The organism is Pseudomonas sp. Bout1, from assembly GCF_034314165.1.
GTDB lineage: Bacteria > Pseudomonadota > Gammaproteobacteria > Pseudomonadales > Pseudomonadaceae > Aquipseudomonas.
In genome coordinates, this window is the sequence record NZ_JAVIWK010000001.1 from 4,087,936 (window position 1) to 4,105,367 (window position 17,432).

At 60.2% G+C, this 17,432-nt stretch carries 12 protein-coding genes; 5 read left to right on the forward strand and 7 right to left on the reverse strand.

Features of this window, described 5'->3' with window-relative positions:
- Positions 1-41 precede the first annotated feature (41 nt).
- The gene (cobM, locus tag RGV33_RS19005; RefSeq protein WP_322145613.1) at positions 42-788 is read left to right on the forward strand and encodes a precorrin-4 C(11)-methyltransferase; all 747 of its coding nucleotides are present in this window, start codon (positions 42-44) and stop codon (positions 786-788) included.
- Between the two features lie 421 nt (positions 789-1,209).
- Here the strand turns inward: cobM and nfuA are convergent, their stop codons facing one another.
- From nfuA to RGV33_RS19020, 3 genes are all read right to left on the reverse strand, one after another.
- On the reverse strand, positions 1,210-1,794 hold the full coding sequence (gene nfuA / locus RGV33_RS19010) for a Fe-S biogenesis protein NfuA (protein ID WP_003210817.1): 585 nt from the start codon (positions 1,792-1,794) through the stop codon (positions 1,210-1,212).
- A gap of 59 nt (positions 1,795-1,853) precedes the next feature.
- Positions 1,854-2,876 carry an acyltransferase gene (locus RGV33_RS19015; RefSeq protein WP_322145614.1) on the reverse strand — a complete coding sequence of 341 codons (1,023 nt, stop codon included), beginning with the start codon at positions 2,874-2,876 and terminating at the stop codon, positions 1,854-1,856.
- Between the two features lie 81 nt (positions 2,877-2,957).
- A complete protein-coding gene (locus RGV33_RS19020) occupies positions 2,958-5,249 on the reverse strand; it encodes a fatty acid cis/trans isomerase (RefSeq protein WP_322145615.1) in 2,292 nt (763 codons plus the stop codon).
- Between the two features lie 164 nt (positions 5,250-5,413).
- Between RGV33_RS19020 and metH the strand changes: the two genes are divergently transcribed.
- Both metH and RGV33_RS19030 read left to right on the forward strand, forming a co-directional pair.
- Positions 5,414-9,124 (forward strand): methionine synthase, encoded by a 3,711-nt coding sequence (metH, locus tag RGV33_RS19025; protein ID WP_322145616.1) that lies wholly within the window; start codon positions 5,414-5,416, stop codon positions 9,122-9,124.
- Positions 9,125-9,171: 47 nt separating this feature from the next.
- Positions 9,172-9,390 (forward strand): DUF2970 domain-containing protein, encoded by a 219-nt coding sequence (locus tag RGV33_RS19030; RefSeq protein WP_076014869.1) that lies wholly within the window; start codon positions 9,172-9,174, stop codon positions 9,388-9,390.
- On the opposite strand, the gene RGV33_RS19035 is transcribed toward RGV33_RS19030, so the two are convergent.
- A complete protein-coding gene (locus tag RGV33_RS19035) occupies positions 9,387-10,466 on the reverse strand; it encodes an ABC transporter substrate-binding protein (protein ID WP_322145617.1) in 1,080 nt (359 codons plus the stop codon). The two genes, RGV33_RS19030 and RGV33_RS19035, sit on opposite strands and share 4 nt — an antisense overlap.
- A gap of 421 nt (positions 10,467-10,887) precedes the next feature.
- On the opposite strand from RGV33_RS19035, the gene RGV33_RS19040 reads away from it, so the two are divergent.
- Both RGV33_RS19040 and RGV33_RS19045 read left to right on the forward strand, forming a co-directional pair.
- On the forward strand, positions 10,888-12,546 hold the full coding sequence (locus RGV33_RS19040) for a nitrite/sulfite reductase (protein WP_322145618.1): 1,659 nt from the start codon (positions 10,888-10,890) through the stop codon (positions 12,544-12,546).
- On the forward strand, positions 12,530-13,024 hold the full coding sequence (locus RGV33_RS19045; protein WP_003210798.1) for a DUF934 domain-containing protein: 495 nt from the start codon (positions 12,530-12,532) through the stop codon (positions 13,022-13,024). Before RGV33_RS19040 ends, RGV33_RS19045 begins: the two co-directional genes overlap by 17 nt.
- A 78-nt stretch (positions 13,025-13,102) precedes the next feature.
- Here the strand turns inward: RGV33_RS19045 and RGV33_RS19050 are convergent, their stop codons facing one another.
- The 3 genes from RGV33_RS19050 to RGV33_RS19060 form a co-directional block, all read right to left on the reverse strand.
- On the reverse strand, positions 13,103-14,155 hold the full coding sequence (locus RGV33_RS19050) for an MBL fold metallo-hydrolase (RefSeq protein WP_322145619.1): 1,053 nt from the start codon (positions 14,153-14,155) through the stop codon (positions 13,103-13,105).
- Positions 14,156-14,343: 188 nt separating this feature from the next.
- Entirely contained in the window at positions 14,344-15,990 is a 1,647-nt protein-coding gene (locus tag RGV33_RS19055) for a SulP family inorganic anion transporter (protein WP_322145620.1), read from the reverse strand.
- 80 nt (positions 15,991-16,070) lie between these two features.
- Complete coding sequence (locus tag RGV33_RS19060; protein WP_322145621.1) at positions 16,071-17,348, reverse strand: serine/threonine transporter; 1,278 nt, start codon at positions 17,346-17,348, stop codon at positions 16,071-16,073.
- Between the last annotated feature and the right edge of the window lie 84 nt (positions 17,349-17,432).

Sequence of the window (17,432 nt, forward strand, 5' to 3'; positions counted from 1 at the left end):
TGGGGGGTTGCTCGCGTGCTTTTTTCTACAGGAATGTATCCATGACTGTCTTCTTCATCGGCGCAGGCCCAGGCGACCCGGAACTGATCACTGTCAAAGGGCAGCGGCTGATTCGCAGTTGCCCGGTGATTATCTATGCCGGTTCTCTGGTGCCAGCGGCGGTGCTTGAGGGGCATCAGGCTGAATTGGTGGTCAACAGTGCCGAGTTGCATCTGGAACAGATCATCGAGCTGATCCAGACGGCCCATCAAAAAGGCCAGGATGTGGCGCGGGTGCATTCCGGGGATCCGAGTTTGTATGGGGCGATTGGGGAGCAGATTCGGCATTTGCGGGCGCTGGGGATTGCCTTTCAGATCATTCCCGGGGTGACAGCGGTGGCGGCCTGTGCGGCGTTGCTGGAAGCTGAACTTACGTTGCCGGACATCGCCCAGAGCGTGATTTTGACGCGGTATGCGGATAAGACGGCGATGCCTGCGGGTGAGGCGTTCAGTAGCCTGGCGCAGCATGGGACGACCATGGCGATTCACTTGGGGGTGAATCATTTGGAGAGAATCGTGGCTGAGTTGGTGCCTCACTATGGGGAGGATTGTCCGATTGCGGTGGTGCATCGGGCGACCTGGCCGGATCAGGATTGGGCCATTGGTACACTGGCGGACATTGCCGGGAAGGTGGCGGCCAAGGGGTTTCGGCGTACGGCGTTGATTCTGGTGGGTCGGGTTTTGGCCAGTGACAGTTTTGGTGAGTCGTCGTTGTATCGCGCGGGGCATGCGCATTTGTATCGGCCCTGAGGGTGGTGGTGGTGGTGTACATATCCGTTATTTAGGTGATGGCTTCGATGGGTTCCGCGGTTCAAATGTGGGAGCTGGCTGAGGGTGTACCTGATGCACCGAGGTGCCTGCATCGCAGGCAAGCCAGCTCCCACAGAAAAGCAGAGCCACCCCACCCGTAGCAGCTGTCGAGCGCCAGCGAGGCTGCGTGCTTTGATCTGCTTTTGATCTTGATCTGCGGGCCCCGTTAACCACGATGGCCGCAAGCAGGCACGGTGGAGCGGGTAAGCGCGGAACCATAAGCGGCCGTTACCGCAGCAACGCATATGTACACAACATACCTAACCCAAAACCTCACAAACCTAACGTAACCCACTGAATCCAAACCATAAAAAAACGGCGCTCACGGGGCGCCGTTTTTCCACATCCGCAGCGAACACCCTTAGTAGTAGGCGTTTTCTTTCTGCGTATGGTCAGTCACATCCCGCACACCCTTAAGCTCCGGAACCCGCTCAAGCAGCGTACGCTCAATCCCTTCACGCAAGGTCACGTCCGCCTGGCCGCAGCCTTGGCAACCGCCACCAAACTTCAAAACAGCAATACCATCATCCACCACATCAATCAGGCTCACCTGACCACCGTGGCTCGCCAGCCCGGGATTGATCTCGGTCTGCAGGTAATAATTGATACGCTCGTTAATCGGACTGTCCGCATTAACGTTCGGCACCTTGGCGTTCGGTGCCTTGATGGTCAGCTGGCCGCCCATACGATCCGTGGCGTAATCAACCACCGCATCGTCAAGGAACGCTTCGCTGAACGCATCGATATACGCCGTGAAGCTCTTCAGCCCCAGCGCCGTATCTTCAGGTTTTTCTTCCCCCGGCTTGCAGTAGGCAATGCACGTCTCAGCGTACTGGGTGCCGGGCTGGGTGATAAAGACGCGGATGCCGATACCGGGGGTGTTCTGCTTCGACAGCAGATCAGCCAGGTAATCGTGGGCGGCGTCGGTAATGGTTATGGCGGTCATGGAAACTCCTCGCAGGCTTGCCGGCAGTTTACGCCAAATCATTGCAGAGGTACAAAGTCCTAGTATTTTTGTCGGGAAAGAATCATCCGTTGGTCGCCATCGAACCAGCCCTTGAGCCGGCGATAGCTGCCCTTTTCCAACCAGTGGTAGCTGGCCAGCGATCCAAGGGCAATCAGCACCACACACACGCCAAGCATCACGTAGGCATTGATTCCATAGCGCTGGGCGACAAAACCACCCGCCGACAGCACCAGCACGTGCATCAGGTAGACCGAGTAGGAACAATCCCCCATCACCTTGAGCAGCCGGCTACGCTCGAAATAGCGCTCCATGGCAATACACGCCACCACCAGCACCGCACTCGGCAAACCCCAGGCCAGGGCTCGCGGCGAGGCGGGCCAGTGATAAATTGCCAGCAGCGCCCCGGCAATTCCCGCCAGCGGCAGCCACAGACCGGGGCGGATCCAGCCCTTTCGGTAGAGCATGCCGATGCCGATCCCCAGCAAAAACTCATACACGATGTCCGAACGATAGAAGTCGCTGATCCAGCCAAACGCGGTCCAGGCCTGGCACACCGCGAACAGCAACGCGCCGACCACCAGCACTCGCCACTGCCGACGAAACAGCAGCGCCCAGGCAAACAGCACGTAGAAAAGCATTTCGTAGTTCAGGGTCCAACCGACGTTCAAGGTCGGGTACACCCCATAACCACCGGGATTTTCGGCGGGTATGAACAGCAAGGACATCAACACATGACTCGCATCGACGCTCTGGTCGGGCAGCACCGGCCGGGCAAACACCACCAGCAACGCCATCAATACCGTGTAGAACCAGTAGGCCGGGACGATTCGCAGCAGTCGATACAGCAGGAATCGCCACGGTGGCAGCTGTTTGTTCTCGGTTGAGAGGAAGATCACCAGGCCACTGATGACAAAAAACACGTCCACGCCCGCCGCGCCTTTGTCTACAAACAGATGGCCCAGCGCCGAGTCAGCCTGAAAACCGAAGAAAATCTGCATGAAGTGATGACCCACCACGGTCCAGGCCGCCAGGGCACGCAATGCCTGTACTGAAATCAACATCGTCGACCCGCTCTCCCCTCCACCGGCACCTGCTCTTCAGGTGCCTATGGTTTGGGACAGTCACCGACGGTCAAAGGTCGATCAAAGATTCTCGTAGCGGTTCATGTCCAGCACGCCCTCTTCCACCGGCGTGGTTTCGCGGATGTACTGCGACAGGTCGTGGAAGTACTGCCAGAACTGCGGATGGCTGCGGCGAATGCCCCAGCGGTCGACGATTTTTTCGAAACGATTGGCGCCCTTGGCGTTCTCCATGGCGGCGACAAACTCCGGCACTTGCTCGGCCGGGATGTTGAACATGAAGTTCGGGTAGCTGCTCAACACACCGGGATAGAGGGTCACGGTGTCCAGGCCCGGCTGATAGCGGTAAGCCTCGCCCAGCAAGAAGGCCACGTTGCTGTGGGCGCGGTTGCGCAACAGGCTGTAGATCTCGCGTTTTCCGCTGCGGGTTTCAATACGCAGCATGGTCGCTTCCGGCAACTGGTCGATTACCTTCAGCCCTGCTGCCGGGCGATTTGTCAGGCGGCTCAGGGCTTGCTCGGCGTCCTGCAGCGCCGGGTCGATGCCGGCGCGCGAGCAGTAGGCGCTGACACACCGGTTGATCGGGTCCGGGCTGGCGTTCAAGTCGCCGTAACGGGCCAGCAGTTGGTTGGCAAAGTCGCGCTTGGGGTCTTTTTCATCGAGCGTAAGGCCCGTGGGCTTGTCGTCGTCGATGGCTTCGTAATCCAGCCACAGCTTTACCTTGCCGCTGTTCTGGTACCAGTCGTCGAGGAAGTCATCGCGCGAATCCGCCGGCATCAAGCGCAGGAAGTTCTGCTCGGCGCCGTTGCGGATCAGGTCGAAATACAGGCGCGTCTGCGCCTGATGGGACACGTTGCCGAACACATCGAAATTCACCGCCAACTGGTAATAGGTGCGCTCCAGCAGCGGATAGTCGAACAGCCACATTGTCTGAGGCACTTCGCCGATCAAGCCCTTGGTCACCGACGCACTGTCAAAGTGGCGGAAAATGCTCAACAAGGCGTTGTCGTTACCCGCCCACAGCGAAGCCCAGCCCGGCGGCGGCAGGTCGGCATAACTGTCCCGGCGCAGCGCTTCGTACTCGTTGCGTTTATCGCGGTATTTGAGCCAAAGGCTGAACACGCTGCCTACATCGTCAATCTGCCCCGGCATCGCCAGCAGCGGCGTGGCCTGGCCCCGGTAACGGGCATCGGTGATGTAAAGGTCATGGTCAGGGTCCTGGAACAGGGTCCAGAAGTTGTCGCGGATTACGTCGGTGGCGATTTGCCCCCGGCACACGGGCCCGCGAATGAAGGTGCGTACGAAGTATTCGGCGTTATCGAGCATAAACTGGTAACGCGCCTTGACCGGAATCGCCTCGAAGGTCTCGAGCGGGTTGGCCCGCCGGCCCGGCCCATAGCCCGGCAACGCGTGCACCTGCCAGTCATCGGCATAGAACAGCGACTTGATCCGGGCCATTTTTGCGGCGCTGAACGGATAGGTGATATGGGTCTTGTGCACGATCACCCCCTGCACCGGCCACAGGCGGTAGTACACCTGGGTGCCCGGGTCATCGTTGGGGCGGCGGGTGTTGATCAGGTCGATCGGCTGGCCGCTGGGGGTGCGCGAGCGTACCCACTGGAAAAAATGCCCCGGCTCGCCGCCTTCAAAGTAAATGTGGGCGAGGAACAGGTGCTCGAACAACCAACGGGCCACCAGGCTTTCTCGGGCGCCAGGCTGGTTGAACAGGTTTTCCCATTGCTGCACTTGCAAGGCTTCCTGGGCACTCGGTGCCAGGCCCTGCTCATCGATCGGAGCACCAGAGGCCAACCAGCGTTGCAGGGTCTGGTATTGCTGGTCGGTCAGGCCGGTGACCGCCAGGGGCATGCCTTCCTTGGGGTGGCTACCTGCGTAGGCATTGAACTCGCCCGGCATCGGGCAGGTGTTTGCGCGGTTCAGGCCCAGCATGATGTCGTCGGGCAGCTTGGCGTTAGGCTGCAACGGCGCGTTATGCCCCAGCTCCAGCATGCGTGCCATCAGCGCGGCCTGGCTGCCCTGGGCGTCGAGTACCGAGTAAAAGTCCTTCTGTCGCCAGGCGGCCTTGCCGAACGCGTCATAGAACAAGCGCGTGGGCTGGCTGGCCTGGCTGCGCTCGCCGTCGTACACCGGCACTTTGGTTGCGCCGCGTGCGGCGCCTTCGGCGCTGCCCAGGTTGAGCTGGCAGGCCGAGTCATAGCAGGCGTGGCAGGCCACGCATTTTTCGGTGAAGATCGGCTGAATATCACGGGTGTAAGAGATCGCCGAGGCGGGACCTTCTGCCTGTGCGGTGATGGCGAACAGCGCAAACGCGGCGCTGACGATAAGGCGAAGTGACATGTACCCGGTCCCGATTCAATACGTGCGGTGAAAAACCCGTCAATTCTACCGAGGTAGCGCCTCCGGCAACATGAGCGATATTCATGCAAACCTTGCGCATGCTCTAAAAGCGCACAGGTTTGGTATGATCTTCGCCCTCCGTAAGACCTGACCAGAGTAGTCCCATGCCCGATCGTAGCGCTCGTCTGCAAGCCCTCCACCAAGCCCTCAAGGAACGCATCCTGATCCTCGACGGCGGCATGGGCACGATGATCCAGAGCTATAAGCTGGAAGAGCAAGACTACCGGGGCAAACGCTTCGCCGACTGGCCGAGCGACGTCAAGGGCAATAACGACCTGCTGGTGATCACCCGTCCGGACGTGATCGGCGGCATCGAAAAAGCCTACCTGGATGCCGGCGCCGACATCCTGGAAACCAACACCTTTAACGCCACGCGTATTTCCATGGCCGACTACGGCATGGAAGAGCTTGCCTACGAACTAAACGTAGAAGGCGCGCGACTGGCGCGCAAGATCGCCGACGCCAAAACCCTGGAGAACCCGGCCAAGCCGCGCTTCGTCGCCGGTGTGCTCGGCCCCACCAGCCGTACCTGCTCGCTGTCGCCGGATGTGAACAACCCCGGCTACCGCAACGTGACCTTCGATGAGCTGGTGGAAAACTACACCGAAGCCACCAAAGGCCTGATCGAGGGCGGCGCCGACCTGATCCTGATCGAAACCATCTTCGACACCCTCAACGCCAAGGCCGCGATCTTTGCCGTGCAAGGTGTGTTCGAAGAACTGAATGTCGAACTGCCGATCATGATTTCCGGCACCATCACCGACGCCTCCGGCCGCACCCTGTCGGGCCAGACCACCGAAGCGTTCTGGAACTCGGTCAGCCACGCCAAGCCGATTTCCGTAGGCTTGAACTGCGCCCTGGGCGCGAGCGAGCTGCGCCCGTACCTGGAAGAGCTGTCGAACAAAGCCAACACCCATGTGTCGGCGCACCCGAACGCCGGCCTGCCCAACGAGTTCGGCGAATACGACGAGCTGCCGTCGCAAACGGCCAAGGTCATCGAAGAGTTCGCCCAGAGCGGCTTCCTGAACATTGTCGGCGGCTGCTGCGGCACCACGCCGGGCCACATCGAAGCCATCGCCAAGGCCGTGGCCGGTTATGCACCGCGCCCGATCCCGGACATTCCCAAGGCGTGCCGCCTGTCGGGCCTGGAGCCGTTCACGATTGATCGCAGCTCGTTGTTCGTCAACGTCGGCGAGCGCACCAACATCACCGGTTCCGCACGCTTCGCCCGCCTGATCCGTGAAGACAACTACACCGAAGCCCTGGAAGTCGCCCTGCAGCAGGTGGAAGCCGGCGCCCAGGTGATCGACATCAACATGGACGAAGGCATGCTGGACTCGAAGAAGGCCATGGTGACCTTCCTCAACCTGATTGCCGGCGAGCCGGACATCTCCCGCGTGCCGATCATGATCGACTCCTCCAAATGGGAAGTGATCGAGGCCGGCCTCAAATGCATCCAGGGCAAGGGCATCGTCAACTCCATCAGCATGAAGGAAGGCGTGGAGCAGTTCATTCACCATGCCAAGCTGTGCAAGCGCTACGGCGCGGCGGTGGTGGTGATGGCGTTCGACGAAGCCGGCCAGGCCGACACCGAAGCGCGCAAGAAGGAAATCTGCAAACGCTCCTACGACATCCTGGTGAACGAAGTCGGCTTCCCGCCGGAAGACATTATCTTCGACCCGAACATCTTCGCAGTCGCCACCGGCATCGAGGAGCATAACAACTACGCCGTCGACTTCATCAACGCTTGCGCCTACATCCGCGACGAGCTGCCGTATGCGCTGACTTCGGGCGGTGTGTCCAACGTGTCGTTCTCGTTCCGGGGCAACAACCCGGTACGTGAGGCGATTCACTCGGTGTTTTTGCTGTATGCGATCCGCAACGGCCTGACCATGGGTATCGTCAACGCCGGCCAGCTGGAGATCTACGACCAGATCCCGGCCGAGCTGCGCGACGCCGTGGAAGATGTGGTGCTCAACCGCACCCCGGAAGGCACCGACGCCCTCCTCGCCATCGCCGACAAGTACAAGGGCGACGGCAGCGTCAAGGAGGCCGAGACCGAAGAATGGCGTGGCTGGCCGGTGAACAAGCGCCTGGAACACGCACTGGTCAAGGGCATCACCACCCACATAGTCGAAGACACCGAGGAATCCCGGCAGTCGTTCAAACGCCCGATCGAGGTGATTGAAGGCCCGTTGATGTCCGGCATGAACATCGTCGGCGACCTGTTCGGCGCCGGCAAAATGTTCCTGCCCCAGGTGGTGAAATCCGCCCGGGTGATGAAGCAGGCCGTGGCCCATTTGATTCCGTTTATCGAGCTGGAAAAAGGCGACAAACCGGAGGCCAAGGGCAAGATCCTGATGGCCACGGTGAAGGGCGACGTGCACGACATCGGCAAGAACATCGTTGGCGTGGTGCTGGGTTGCAACGGCTATGACATCGTCGATTTGGGCGTGATGGTGCCCGCGGAAAAAATCCTCCAGGTGGCCAAGGAACAGAAGTGCGACATCATTGGCCTGTCCGGGCTGATCACCCCGTCCCTGGACGAGATGGTGCACGTCGCCCGCGAGATGCAGCGCCAGGACTTCCACCTGCCGCTGATGATCGGTGGCGCTACTACGTCCAAGGCGCACACGGCGGTGAAGATCGAGCCCAAGTACAGCAATGACGCGGTGATCTACGTCACCGACGCCTCCCGCGCCGTGGGTGTGGCCACGCAGTTACTGTCCAGGGAACTGAAGCCTGCATTCGTTGAAAAAACCCGCCTGGAATACATCGACGTACGCGAACGCACCGCCAACCGCAGCGCACGCACCGAGCGTCTGAGCTACCCGGTCGCCATCGCCAAGAAGCCGCAGTTCGACTGGAGCACCTACACCCCGGTCAAGCCGACGTTTACCGGCTCCCGCGTGCTGGACAATATCGACCTCAAGGTGTTGGCCGAGTACATCGACTGGACGCCGTTCTTTATCTCCTGGGACCTGGCCGGCAAATTCCCGCGCATCCTTACCGATGAAGTGGTGGGTGAAGCCGCCACCTCGCTGTACGCCGACGCCCAGGAAATGCTGAAGAAGCTGATCGATGAAAAACTCATCAGCGCCCGTGCCGTGTTCGGCTTCTGGCCGACCAACCAGGTACAGGACGACGACCTGGAAGTGTACGGCGACGACGGCCAGCCGATTGCCAAACTGCACCACCTGCGCCAGCAGATCATCAAAACCGATGGCAAGCCGAACTTCTCCCTGGCCGACTTCGTCGCACCAAAAGACAGCGGCGTGACCGATTACATCGGTGGTTTCATCACCACCGCCGGCATCGGTGCCGAAGAGGTCGCCAAGGCGTATCAGGACGCGGGCGACGACTACAACTCGATCATGGTCAAAGCATTGGCCGACCGCCTGGCCGAAGCCTGCGCCGAGTGGCTGCACCAGCAGGTGCGCAAGGAACACTGGGGTTATGCCAAGGATGAAGTGCTGGACAACGAAGCGCTGATCAAGGAGCAGTACAGCGGTATCCGCCCTGCCCCGGGCTACCCGGCCTGCCCGGATCACACCGAGAAAGCCCAGCTGTTCCAACTGCTGGACCCACAAGCCCGCGAGATGCATGCGGGCCGCAGCGGTGTGTTCCTCACCGAGCACTACGCGATGTTCCCGGCGGCGGCGGTCAGCGGCTGGTACTTCGCCCACCCGCAGGCGCAGTACTTTGCAGTGGGCAAGATCGACAAGGACCAGGTCGCGAGCTACACCGCCCGCAAAAACCAGGACCTGAGCGTGACCGAGCGCTGGCTGGCGCCAAACCTGGGTTACGACAACTGACCGCAGGATTGACTATGCTGTCCATACACACCTTTACCGGGGGATGTATGGACGACCCAGCCAACCACAAGCCGCCGACGTTCTGGCAAATGCTCCACAGCGTCATGGCCGCCGCCTTCGGCGTGCAAAGCGGCAAGAATCGCGCGCGCGACTTTACCCACGGCAAGCCCAGCCATTTTGTGGTGCTGGGCATTCTGTTTACGGCAGTGTTTGCCCTGACGCTGTTTGGCATCGTCAAGCTGGTGCTGCACTTGGCCGGGGTTTAGTGCAGCAGCAATTGCAGGCTGAAGGGGTACCGGTAGGCGGCCGGCTTGCCCACAGCCGATAACGCACGAAAATCCAGTGGATGATCCTCGCTGGCGTTGAACCGCTGCAAGCGCCGGGCCTGCGCCGGGTCGATCAACTGGAACAGCGCCTCACTCCGTTCGCGGCCGCCATGCTGGCTCATGTCCACGCCCAGGGCATCGTCATGCAACAACACCATGGCCCAGCCGCCCTGGGTAAAGTGGCCCGCCACCAATGCACTGAGGCGTCCATCAAGGCGCGCCTTAAGAATTTGCGGCGAGCTGTTTACCGCGCTGAATAGAACCGTTTTGCCCGGCACACCGCCCCGTTGCTCAAGCGCTGCCATGGCGCCCAAGGCCATTTCATCGTTGGCGGCCCACACCAACCCGGTCTGCGGGTAGCGTTTGAACAACTGTGTGGCCTGTTCGAAGGCACGCTGGCGGTTCCATTCGCCGTAGACCAATTGGCGCAACCGCACCTGGGGAAACTCCTCCAGGGCGCGTCTCAGCCCTTGTTCGCGCAGTTGCGCAGCCGGGGTGTTCTTGGCCCCTGAGAACGCCAGCAGGTCGATCGTCTGGCCGGGTGCCACTGGCGTGTGTACCCGCAACAACTCCCTGAGCATCAGGTAGCCAGCCTCCTCGTCATTGGCCACCAGGCTACCGACCCAGTTCGGGTATTGGCGTGCATCGAGCAATTGCACCTGGTCTGGTGTGAGGGCGTTATTGACGATCAGCAGCTTAACCCCGCTGCCTTGGGACAGCCGCAGGATCTGTGGCGCGATGTACTGCTCGTTGACCAGCACCAGGTAGTCCGGGCGTTCGGTACCTTGCAACGCCTCGCGGGCCTGCAAAAGTGTGGTCTGGGGGTTGCGCTCGGAATAGCGCACACGCAAATCCAGGCCGAGGTCCCTGGCGGCGGCCTGCATGAATTGCGCGTAGCTGACCCAGAAGGTCTCGGTCGAATTGCCAGGGTTGAGAAACACCACCGACGTCGCCTGGGCAACGGCCCAGAACGGCATACTCAGCACCAGCAAGCACTTGCAGAGAACCTTCAACATCGTTGCCTGAGCCCTTCGCAATGGCCGGCCATGATAACGCCTGCAAGCGGCCAATTACTCAGGTAATGCTCTTTTTATTGATGGCTGACCCAGAACACGGCAGTGGAAACCACCAGGATAATCAAGAACAGAATGGCCCACGCGTCGACACTGCTGTCACTTTTGCGGGCCTTGGTCGGATTGCTCATAGCATCGCCTCTTGTCGGTTTTATAGGTGATTGCATAAAGACACGAGCACAGTAAAGATCATGATTGCCCGCATGACAAATGTGGGTATCGCGATAACAGTTCTCATTAGGCGATTTGGTTATTTGCATATACTCAAACATCACTTTTGCGCATAAACGCAAACTGGTATCGTGCGCCGGCTCCGTTGGGAGTGCGCGGCCGTGCGCGCAGATTTGCCGAGAACAGGACCTATATGTACGTATACGACGAATACGATCAGCGCATCATCGAGGACCGCGTCAAGCAGTTCCGTGATCAGACCCGACGCTATCTGGCAGGCGAACTGAGCGAAGAAGAGTTCCGCCCTCTGCGCCTGCAAAATGGCCTTTATGTTCAGCGCTTTGCGCCGATGCTGCGGGTTGCCGTGCCTTATGGGCAACTGACTTCCCGTCAGACGCGCATGATGGCCAAAATTGCCCGCGACTTCGACAAGGGCTACGCCCACATCAGTACCCGCCAGAACGTGCAGTTCAACTGGCCGGCCCTGGAAGACGTGCCGGACATCCTGGCTGAATTGGCCACCGTGCAGATGCACGCCATTCAGACCAGCGGTAACTGCCTGCGCAACGTGACCACCGACCAATTTGCCGGCGTTGCCGCCGACGAGCTGATCGACCCGCGCCCGTGGTGTGAAATCGTCCGTCAATGGACCACCTTCCACCCCGAGTTCGCCTACCTGCCGCGCAAGTTCAAGATCGCCATCAATGGCTCGACTTCGGACCGCGCTGCAATTGAAGTCCACGACATCGGCCTGGAGCCCGTGCACAACGCGGCCGGCGAGTTGGGCTTCCGTGTGCTGGTCGGCGGCGGCCTTGGCCGTACGCCGGTAGTGGGTGCCTTCATCAACGAATTCCTGCCGTGGCCGGACCTGTTGAGCTATCTCGACGCCATCCTGCGGGTGTACAACCGCTATGGCCGCCGTGACAACAAGTACAAGGCCCGTATCAAGATCCTGGTAAAAGCGCTGACCCCTGAGGTGTTCGCCCAGAAAGTCGACGCCGAGATGGAACACCTGCGCGGCGGCCAGACCACCCTGACCGAAGCCGAAGTGCACCGCGTTGCCAAACACTTCGTCGACCCGGACTACAAGGCCCTGAGCAATCAGGACGCCGAGTTGGCCGAACTCGATGCGCAGCACCCAGGCTTCGCCCGCTGGCGCACCCGCAACACCCTGGCCCACAAAAAGCCGGGCTATGTGGCGGTGACCCTGTCGCTCAAACCGACCGGTGTTGCACCGGGCGACATCACCGACAAGCAACTGGATGGCGTCGCCGACCTGGCCGAGCGCTACAGCTTCGGCCAACTGCGCACCTCCCACGAGCAGAACATCATCCTCGCCGACGTCGAACAGTCTCAACTGTTCACCCTGTGGGGCGAGTTGCGCGAGCAGGGTTTTGCCACGCCGAACATCGGCTTGCTGACCGATATCATCTGCTGCCCGGGCGGCGACTTCTGCTCGCTGGCCAACGCCAAGTCGATTCCGATTGCCGAATCGATCCAGCGCCGTTTCGACGACCTGGACTACCTGTTCGACATCGGCGAGCTGGACCTGAACATTTCCGGTTGCATGAACGCCTGTGGTCACCACCACGTCGGCCACATCGGCATCCTGGGCGTGGACAAGAAAGGCGAAGAATTCTACCAAGTGTCCCTGGGCGGCAGCGCCAGCCGCGACGCGAGCCTGGGCAAGATCCTCGGCCCGTCCTTCGCCCAGGAAGCCATGCCTGAGGTGATCGGCAAGCTGATCGACGTGTACGTTGAACAGCGCACCGAAGATGAGCGTTTCATCGACACCTACCAGCGCATTGGCATTGACCTGTTCAAGGAGCGCGTCTATGCAGCGAATCATTAAGAACAACGAAGTCCTCGACGAAACCTGGCACCTGCTGCCCAAGGACGCGAGCTTCGATGGCATCTCCAACTGCGACGACCTGATTGTACCGTTGGCCCTGTGGCGCGAGCACGCTCACGCCCTCAAGGCCCGCGACGGCGGCCTGGGTGTATGGCTGGACGCCGATGAAGAAGCTGAAGAGATCGGTGACGACGTGGAACACTTCCAGGTCATCGCCCTGAACTTCCCGGCGTTCACCGACGGGCGCAACTATTCCAACGCCCGCCTGCTGCGTGACCGTTATGGTTACAAGGGCGAGCTGCGGGCGATTGGCGATGTGTTGCGCGACCAGTTGTTCTACCTGCGCCGCTGCGGGTTCGATGCCTTCGCCTTGCGCGCCGACAAAGACCCATACGAAGCACTGGAAAGCCTCAAGGATTTCTCGGTGACGTACCAGGCTGCCACGGATGAGCCATTGCCGTTGTTCCGCCGCCGCTAAACATCGGTGTCATTGAAAAAGCCCTGAAGCCCGACACTCGGCCTTCGGGGCTTTTTCGTCTCAACGGCAGGCGCCCTCCTACTCTCTCTTTGTTTGAACACCCGTCGCGGTGTAGACAATGGCCTCCTGGATAAACGAGTCGATAACATATGCGTAGCCGGAATACCGAGCATACTTGCCGTCCAACTGGCTTCTCGCGGACTTGATAATGTAGGGCTCTTGCAGATAAGGGATGGCAGAATCCGACCCGTACTTCATGGGGTCTACATCGGGCGCACTGGCTACGGCCATTCTAACGGCTGCTTCAAGGTCCGCGACAAATCCTATCAGGAACTTAACATCCTCCTTACTTCCAAAGTTTCCATGCCCACCGATCAACTTGTTCCAGGCAAGGCCGTTTAAAACGTGCAGATTATCGATATACGAAGCGGTATTTCCAGCGTTATAGGAAAACCTGAAAAACGGAAACTGGTCCGGAGAGACGAAGTCGGGGGCGATAACCACTTTATACGCATCAATAACAAATACACTTTGATCCAGGCTATGGGTTGGGTATTTGAACCCCACCACTTTTACGTGCAAATCTTCAAATTGAAGATCCGCCTGCCCAGCGTCCACATCAACCACTCGCGTGACAGGGGCATGCCCATCGGCGCCCGTATGGCTTAGGATTTCTGCGGTTTTAAGGGTAGCTACCACCTCCACCGGCACACCCTTGGTTTTCATCGCCTCGACCAGCGCTCTGGAACCGTCGATATGGTCCTGGTGGTGATGGCTATACACCAGGCTGGTGACGGGTAGATCCGTCACGCTCTTCACCGCCTGCAGCAGCGATTCAGTGGAGCCTGCGGCAGGGTCAAACACTAATACCCCGGCGCTCCCCACATAGAACGGTACGTTATAAAATCGGCTGAACATTACATACAGTCCGCCGCCGACTTTTTGCAGGGTGTAATCCGTCTCGCCATAGCGCCGAACCAAGCCCTCGATTTTTTGGCCTGGCTCTATAGCGATGAATTTGGAGGCCGGCACATAGACCGTCCCGGGCACAGTAGGCACTTCTGCCGTTCGCGATGAGCAGGCAGTGACCCATAATATCGTTACAACAGCAATGCACATATTCCTGAGCATTCACTACTCCTCATATAGCCAGCATTAAACCAGACTAGTCCTACAGACAGGTGATAATTGCGCGCGAGCAACTATCACAAAACACTTAGACTTTCATAACAACGGAAACACTACGTTATTAGTTATGCATTCACAAAAACCAGGCACGCAGATGTATTACCAGAAGTAATAAGGCAAACGACATATATTCAGGCGGTAGTCTGTAAGGCGAGCTGAACCGCCCCGTCGACGCTCAACCCGCTGATCAACACTTGCGGCGCACACGCCTCGGGCAACGTCTGCAACACCTCCTGTGCCTCATGCCGCACGCGGGCCAGCACCAGGCACTTGCCCTCCCCCTGCACCTGCACGAAAAAAGCCTGCAACGCTTCTATGCTGGTGCCGTCCAGGTCGGGTGATTCCTCCAGGCTCAGTACCACACTGTGCACAGGCGACGACGCGCCTCGCATCAAGTGCAACACGGCGCCCAGCACGCGTTCGGCGTTCGCGAAGAACAGTGCTTCGCTGGGCCGCACGATCAGTACGCCTGGAATCTGTTCGGCCCCGGGGTGATGTTGCAGGTCGACAAAATCATGCCCGCCATCGATGCGCCCCAGCTCACGAACATCCGCCGAAGACATCTGCCGCAGCATCAACACCACGCTGATCCCCACCGCCACCAGCAACCCATCCAGCACACCGAGTACCAATACCGCGGCTACCGCGCAGATCACCAGCAACCGATCACGCCGCCAGGAAAAATAGCGGCCCAGGGGCTGCAGGCTCAAGCCACGGCCCAGGGCGTAGATGACGATGGCAGCAAGTACTGGCTCCGGCGTCAGCGCCACCCACGGCAGTACCGTCAGCACAATCGCCAACACCACTAGCGCTGCCACGGCACCCGCCAGGCGGGAATTGGCACCCGCCGCCTCATTTGCCGACGTCGCCGAATACCCGGCGCCGGTGGGCATTCCTTGAAACAGCCCGGACAACAGGTTGGCGGCGCCCAGCGCCAGCAGGTCGCGGTTGGATGACACGCGATCGCCATGCTTGAGGGCGAATGAGCTGATGGAACCGTAGGACTCAGCGTAAAGAATCATCACCATGGCAAACGCCAACTCTCCCAGGCGCAACCAGTCGGCAAACGGCAGCACCGGCAGGTGTGCCAGTTCCAGGCGCAGGTCGATCACGCCGATCAATGCCACCCCGTGCGCCTGCAAATCCAGGCACTGGCCGGCGGCGATTCCGAGGATGACCACCAGCAATCCGCCCGGCAGGCGCCTGAACCGGGCGCACAGCCATAACAGCAGCAAAGCGACGCCCGCGACAGAGGCGGCGGGCCAGTTCCAGCGCGGTAATTGCTCCAGTAGCTGGGGCAGGAAGCGAATCAGGTTGTTGTCTGTGAGGTGTACACCTACCACGCTGGCCAGTTGCTTGAGGATGATGGTCAGCGCCAGGCCAAAGGCAAAGCCGCGCAACACCGGCTTGGCGATAAACGAGGTCAAGCCGCCCAGCTTGAGTAACCCGGCCAACAGGAAAAACGCCCCGGTCACCAATACCAGGCCCATCGCCAGGGTCAGCCGCAACGCGGGATCGTCCCCCGCCAGTGTCGCCGTAGCCGCCGCCAGCACAGCAGCAGACGACGACGTGGCGGAGACAATCGCGAAGCGGCTGGTGCCGAACACGCCATAACACAACAGCCCGGCGAATAACGCGATGACGCCCGCCTGGGGCGGCAGCGCCGCTATGCTGGAATAGGCCACGGCCTCAGGCAACAACAGGCCGGCAATAGCCAGGCCGGCCAACACGTCTTGTGTACGCTTCGGTGGGGTCTCGCTCACAGGCTTGCTGTTCAATCCCTGATTCCCTGGCAAAAAAAACGGCCAATCCGCCGTTTGCGAATTGGCCGTGATCATTGCACTGAAACGCCGTGCTGTCAGGACATCAGCGAGTAAACCAGCGCGGTAATTGCCACCAGGCCAACGGCCGTGACAAACACGTTGGACGCCTGGCCGCGGTACTTGGCCATCGCCGGTACCTTGCGGATCGCGTACATCGGCATCAGGAACAGGATCGACGCAATGATCGGCCCGCCCAGTGTCTCGATCATGCCGAGGATGCTCGGATTAAGCGTCGCAACAATCCAGCACACCACCAGCATGAACGCAGCGGTCATGCGGTCCAGGGTCTTGGCTGCCGGGCGACGGCCGCTTTTGAGCACCAGGCCCTTGAGGCCTTCACTGGCGCCGATGTAGTGGCCCAGGAACGACTTGGCAATCGCGACAAAGGCGATCAGCGGCGCGGCGAACGCGATGGTCGGGTTGCTGAAGTGGTTGGCCAGGTACGAGAGGATCGACAGGTTCTGCGCCTTGGCTTCGGCCAGTTGAGCAGGCGACAGGGTGAGTACGCAACTGAACACGAAGAACAGCACCATCACCACCATCAGGATGTGCGCCCGGGACAGGATCTGCGAGCTGCGCTCTTCGGCGTGTTCGCCGTACTGGCGCTTCTGGTCGACCGCAAAGGCCGAGATGATCGGCGAGTGGTTGAACGAGAACACCATCACCGGAATCGCCAGCCACAACGTGTGCAGCAGCGCCGAAGGGGCCGGCACGCTGCTGGCGGTGCTGAGGATGCCACCGTTCCAGTGCGGCACCAGGTACACGGCGAGGAACAGCAACGCGACGATAAACGGATACACCATCAGGCTCATGGCCTTGACGATCACCTGCTCGCCGCAACGCACCACAGCCAGCAGGCCGAGGATCAGTACCAGCGACAGGATCGCCCGCGGTGGCGGCGCAATGTGCAGTTGGTGCTCCATGAAGCTGCCGACGGTGTTGGTCAACGCCACGCTGTAGATCAGCAGGATCGGGAAGATCGCGAAGAAATACAGCAAGGTGATTGCCGCACCGGCCTTGAGGCCGAAGTGTTCCTCGACCACGTCGGTGATGTCCGAACCTTCCCGGCCCGAAAGCACAAAGCGGGTCAGGCCACGGTGCGCAAAAAACGTCATCGGGAACGCCAGCAGCGCGAGAATCACCAGCGGCCAGAAACCGCCAAGCCCCGCGTTGATCGGCAGAAACAGGGTGCCGGCGCCGATGGCCGTACCGAACAGGCCGAGCATCCAGGTGGTGTCCTGGCGGCTCCAGCGCGTGAGGGTTGCAGGTGTCGTTGCGTAGCGTTCGTCGACGCTATTGGCCTGATCATTCATCCGTTCGGATCTCCGCATTCACTCAGTCGGAACGAGTCAGAAAACCTGACAGGCAGCGCCCCGACCGAAACAGGGGCGCGATTG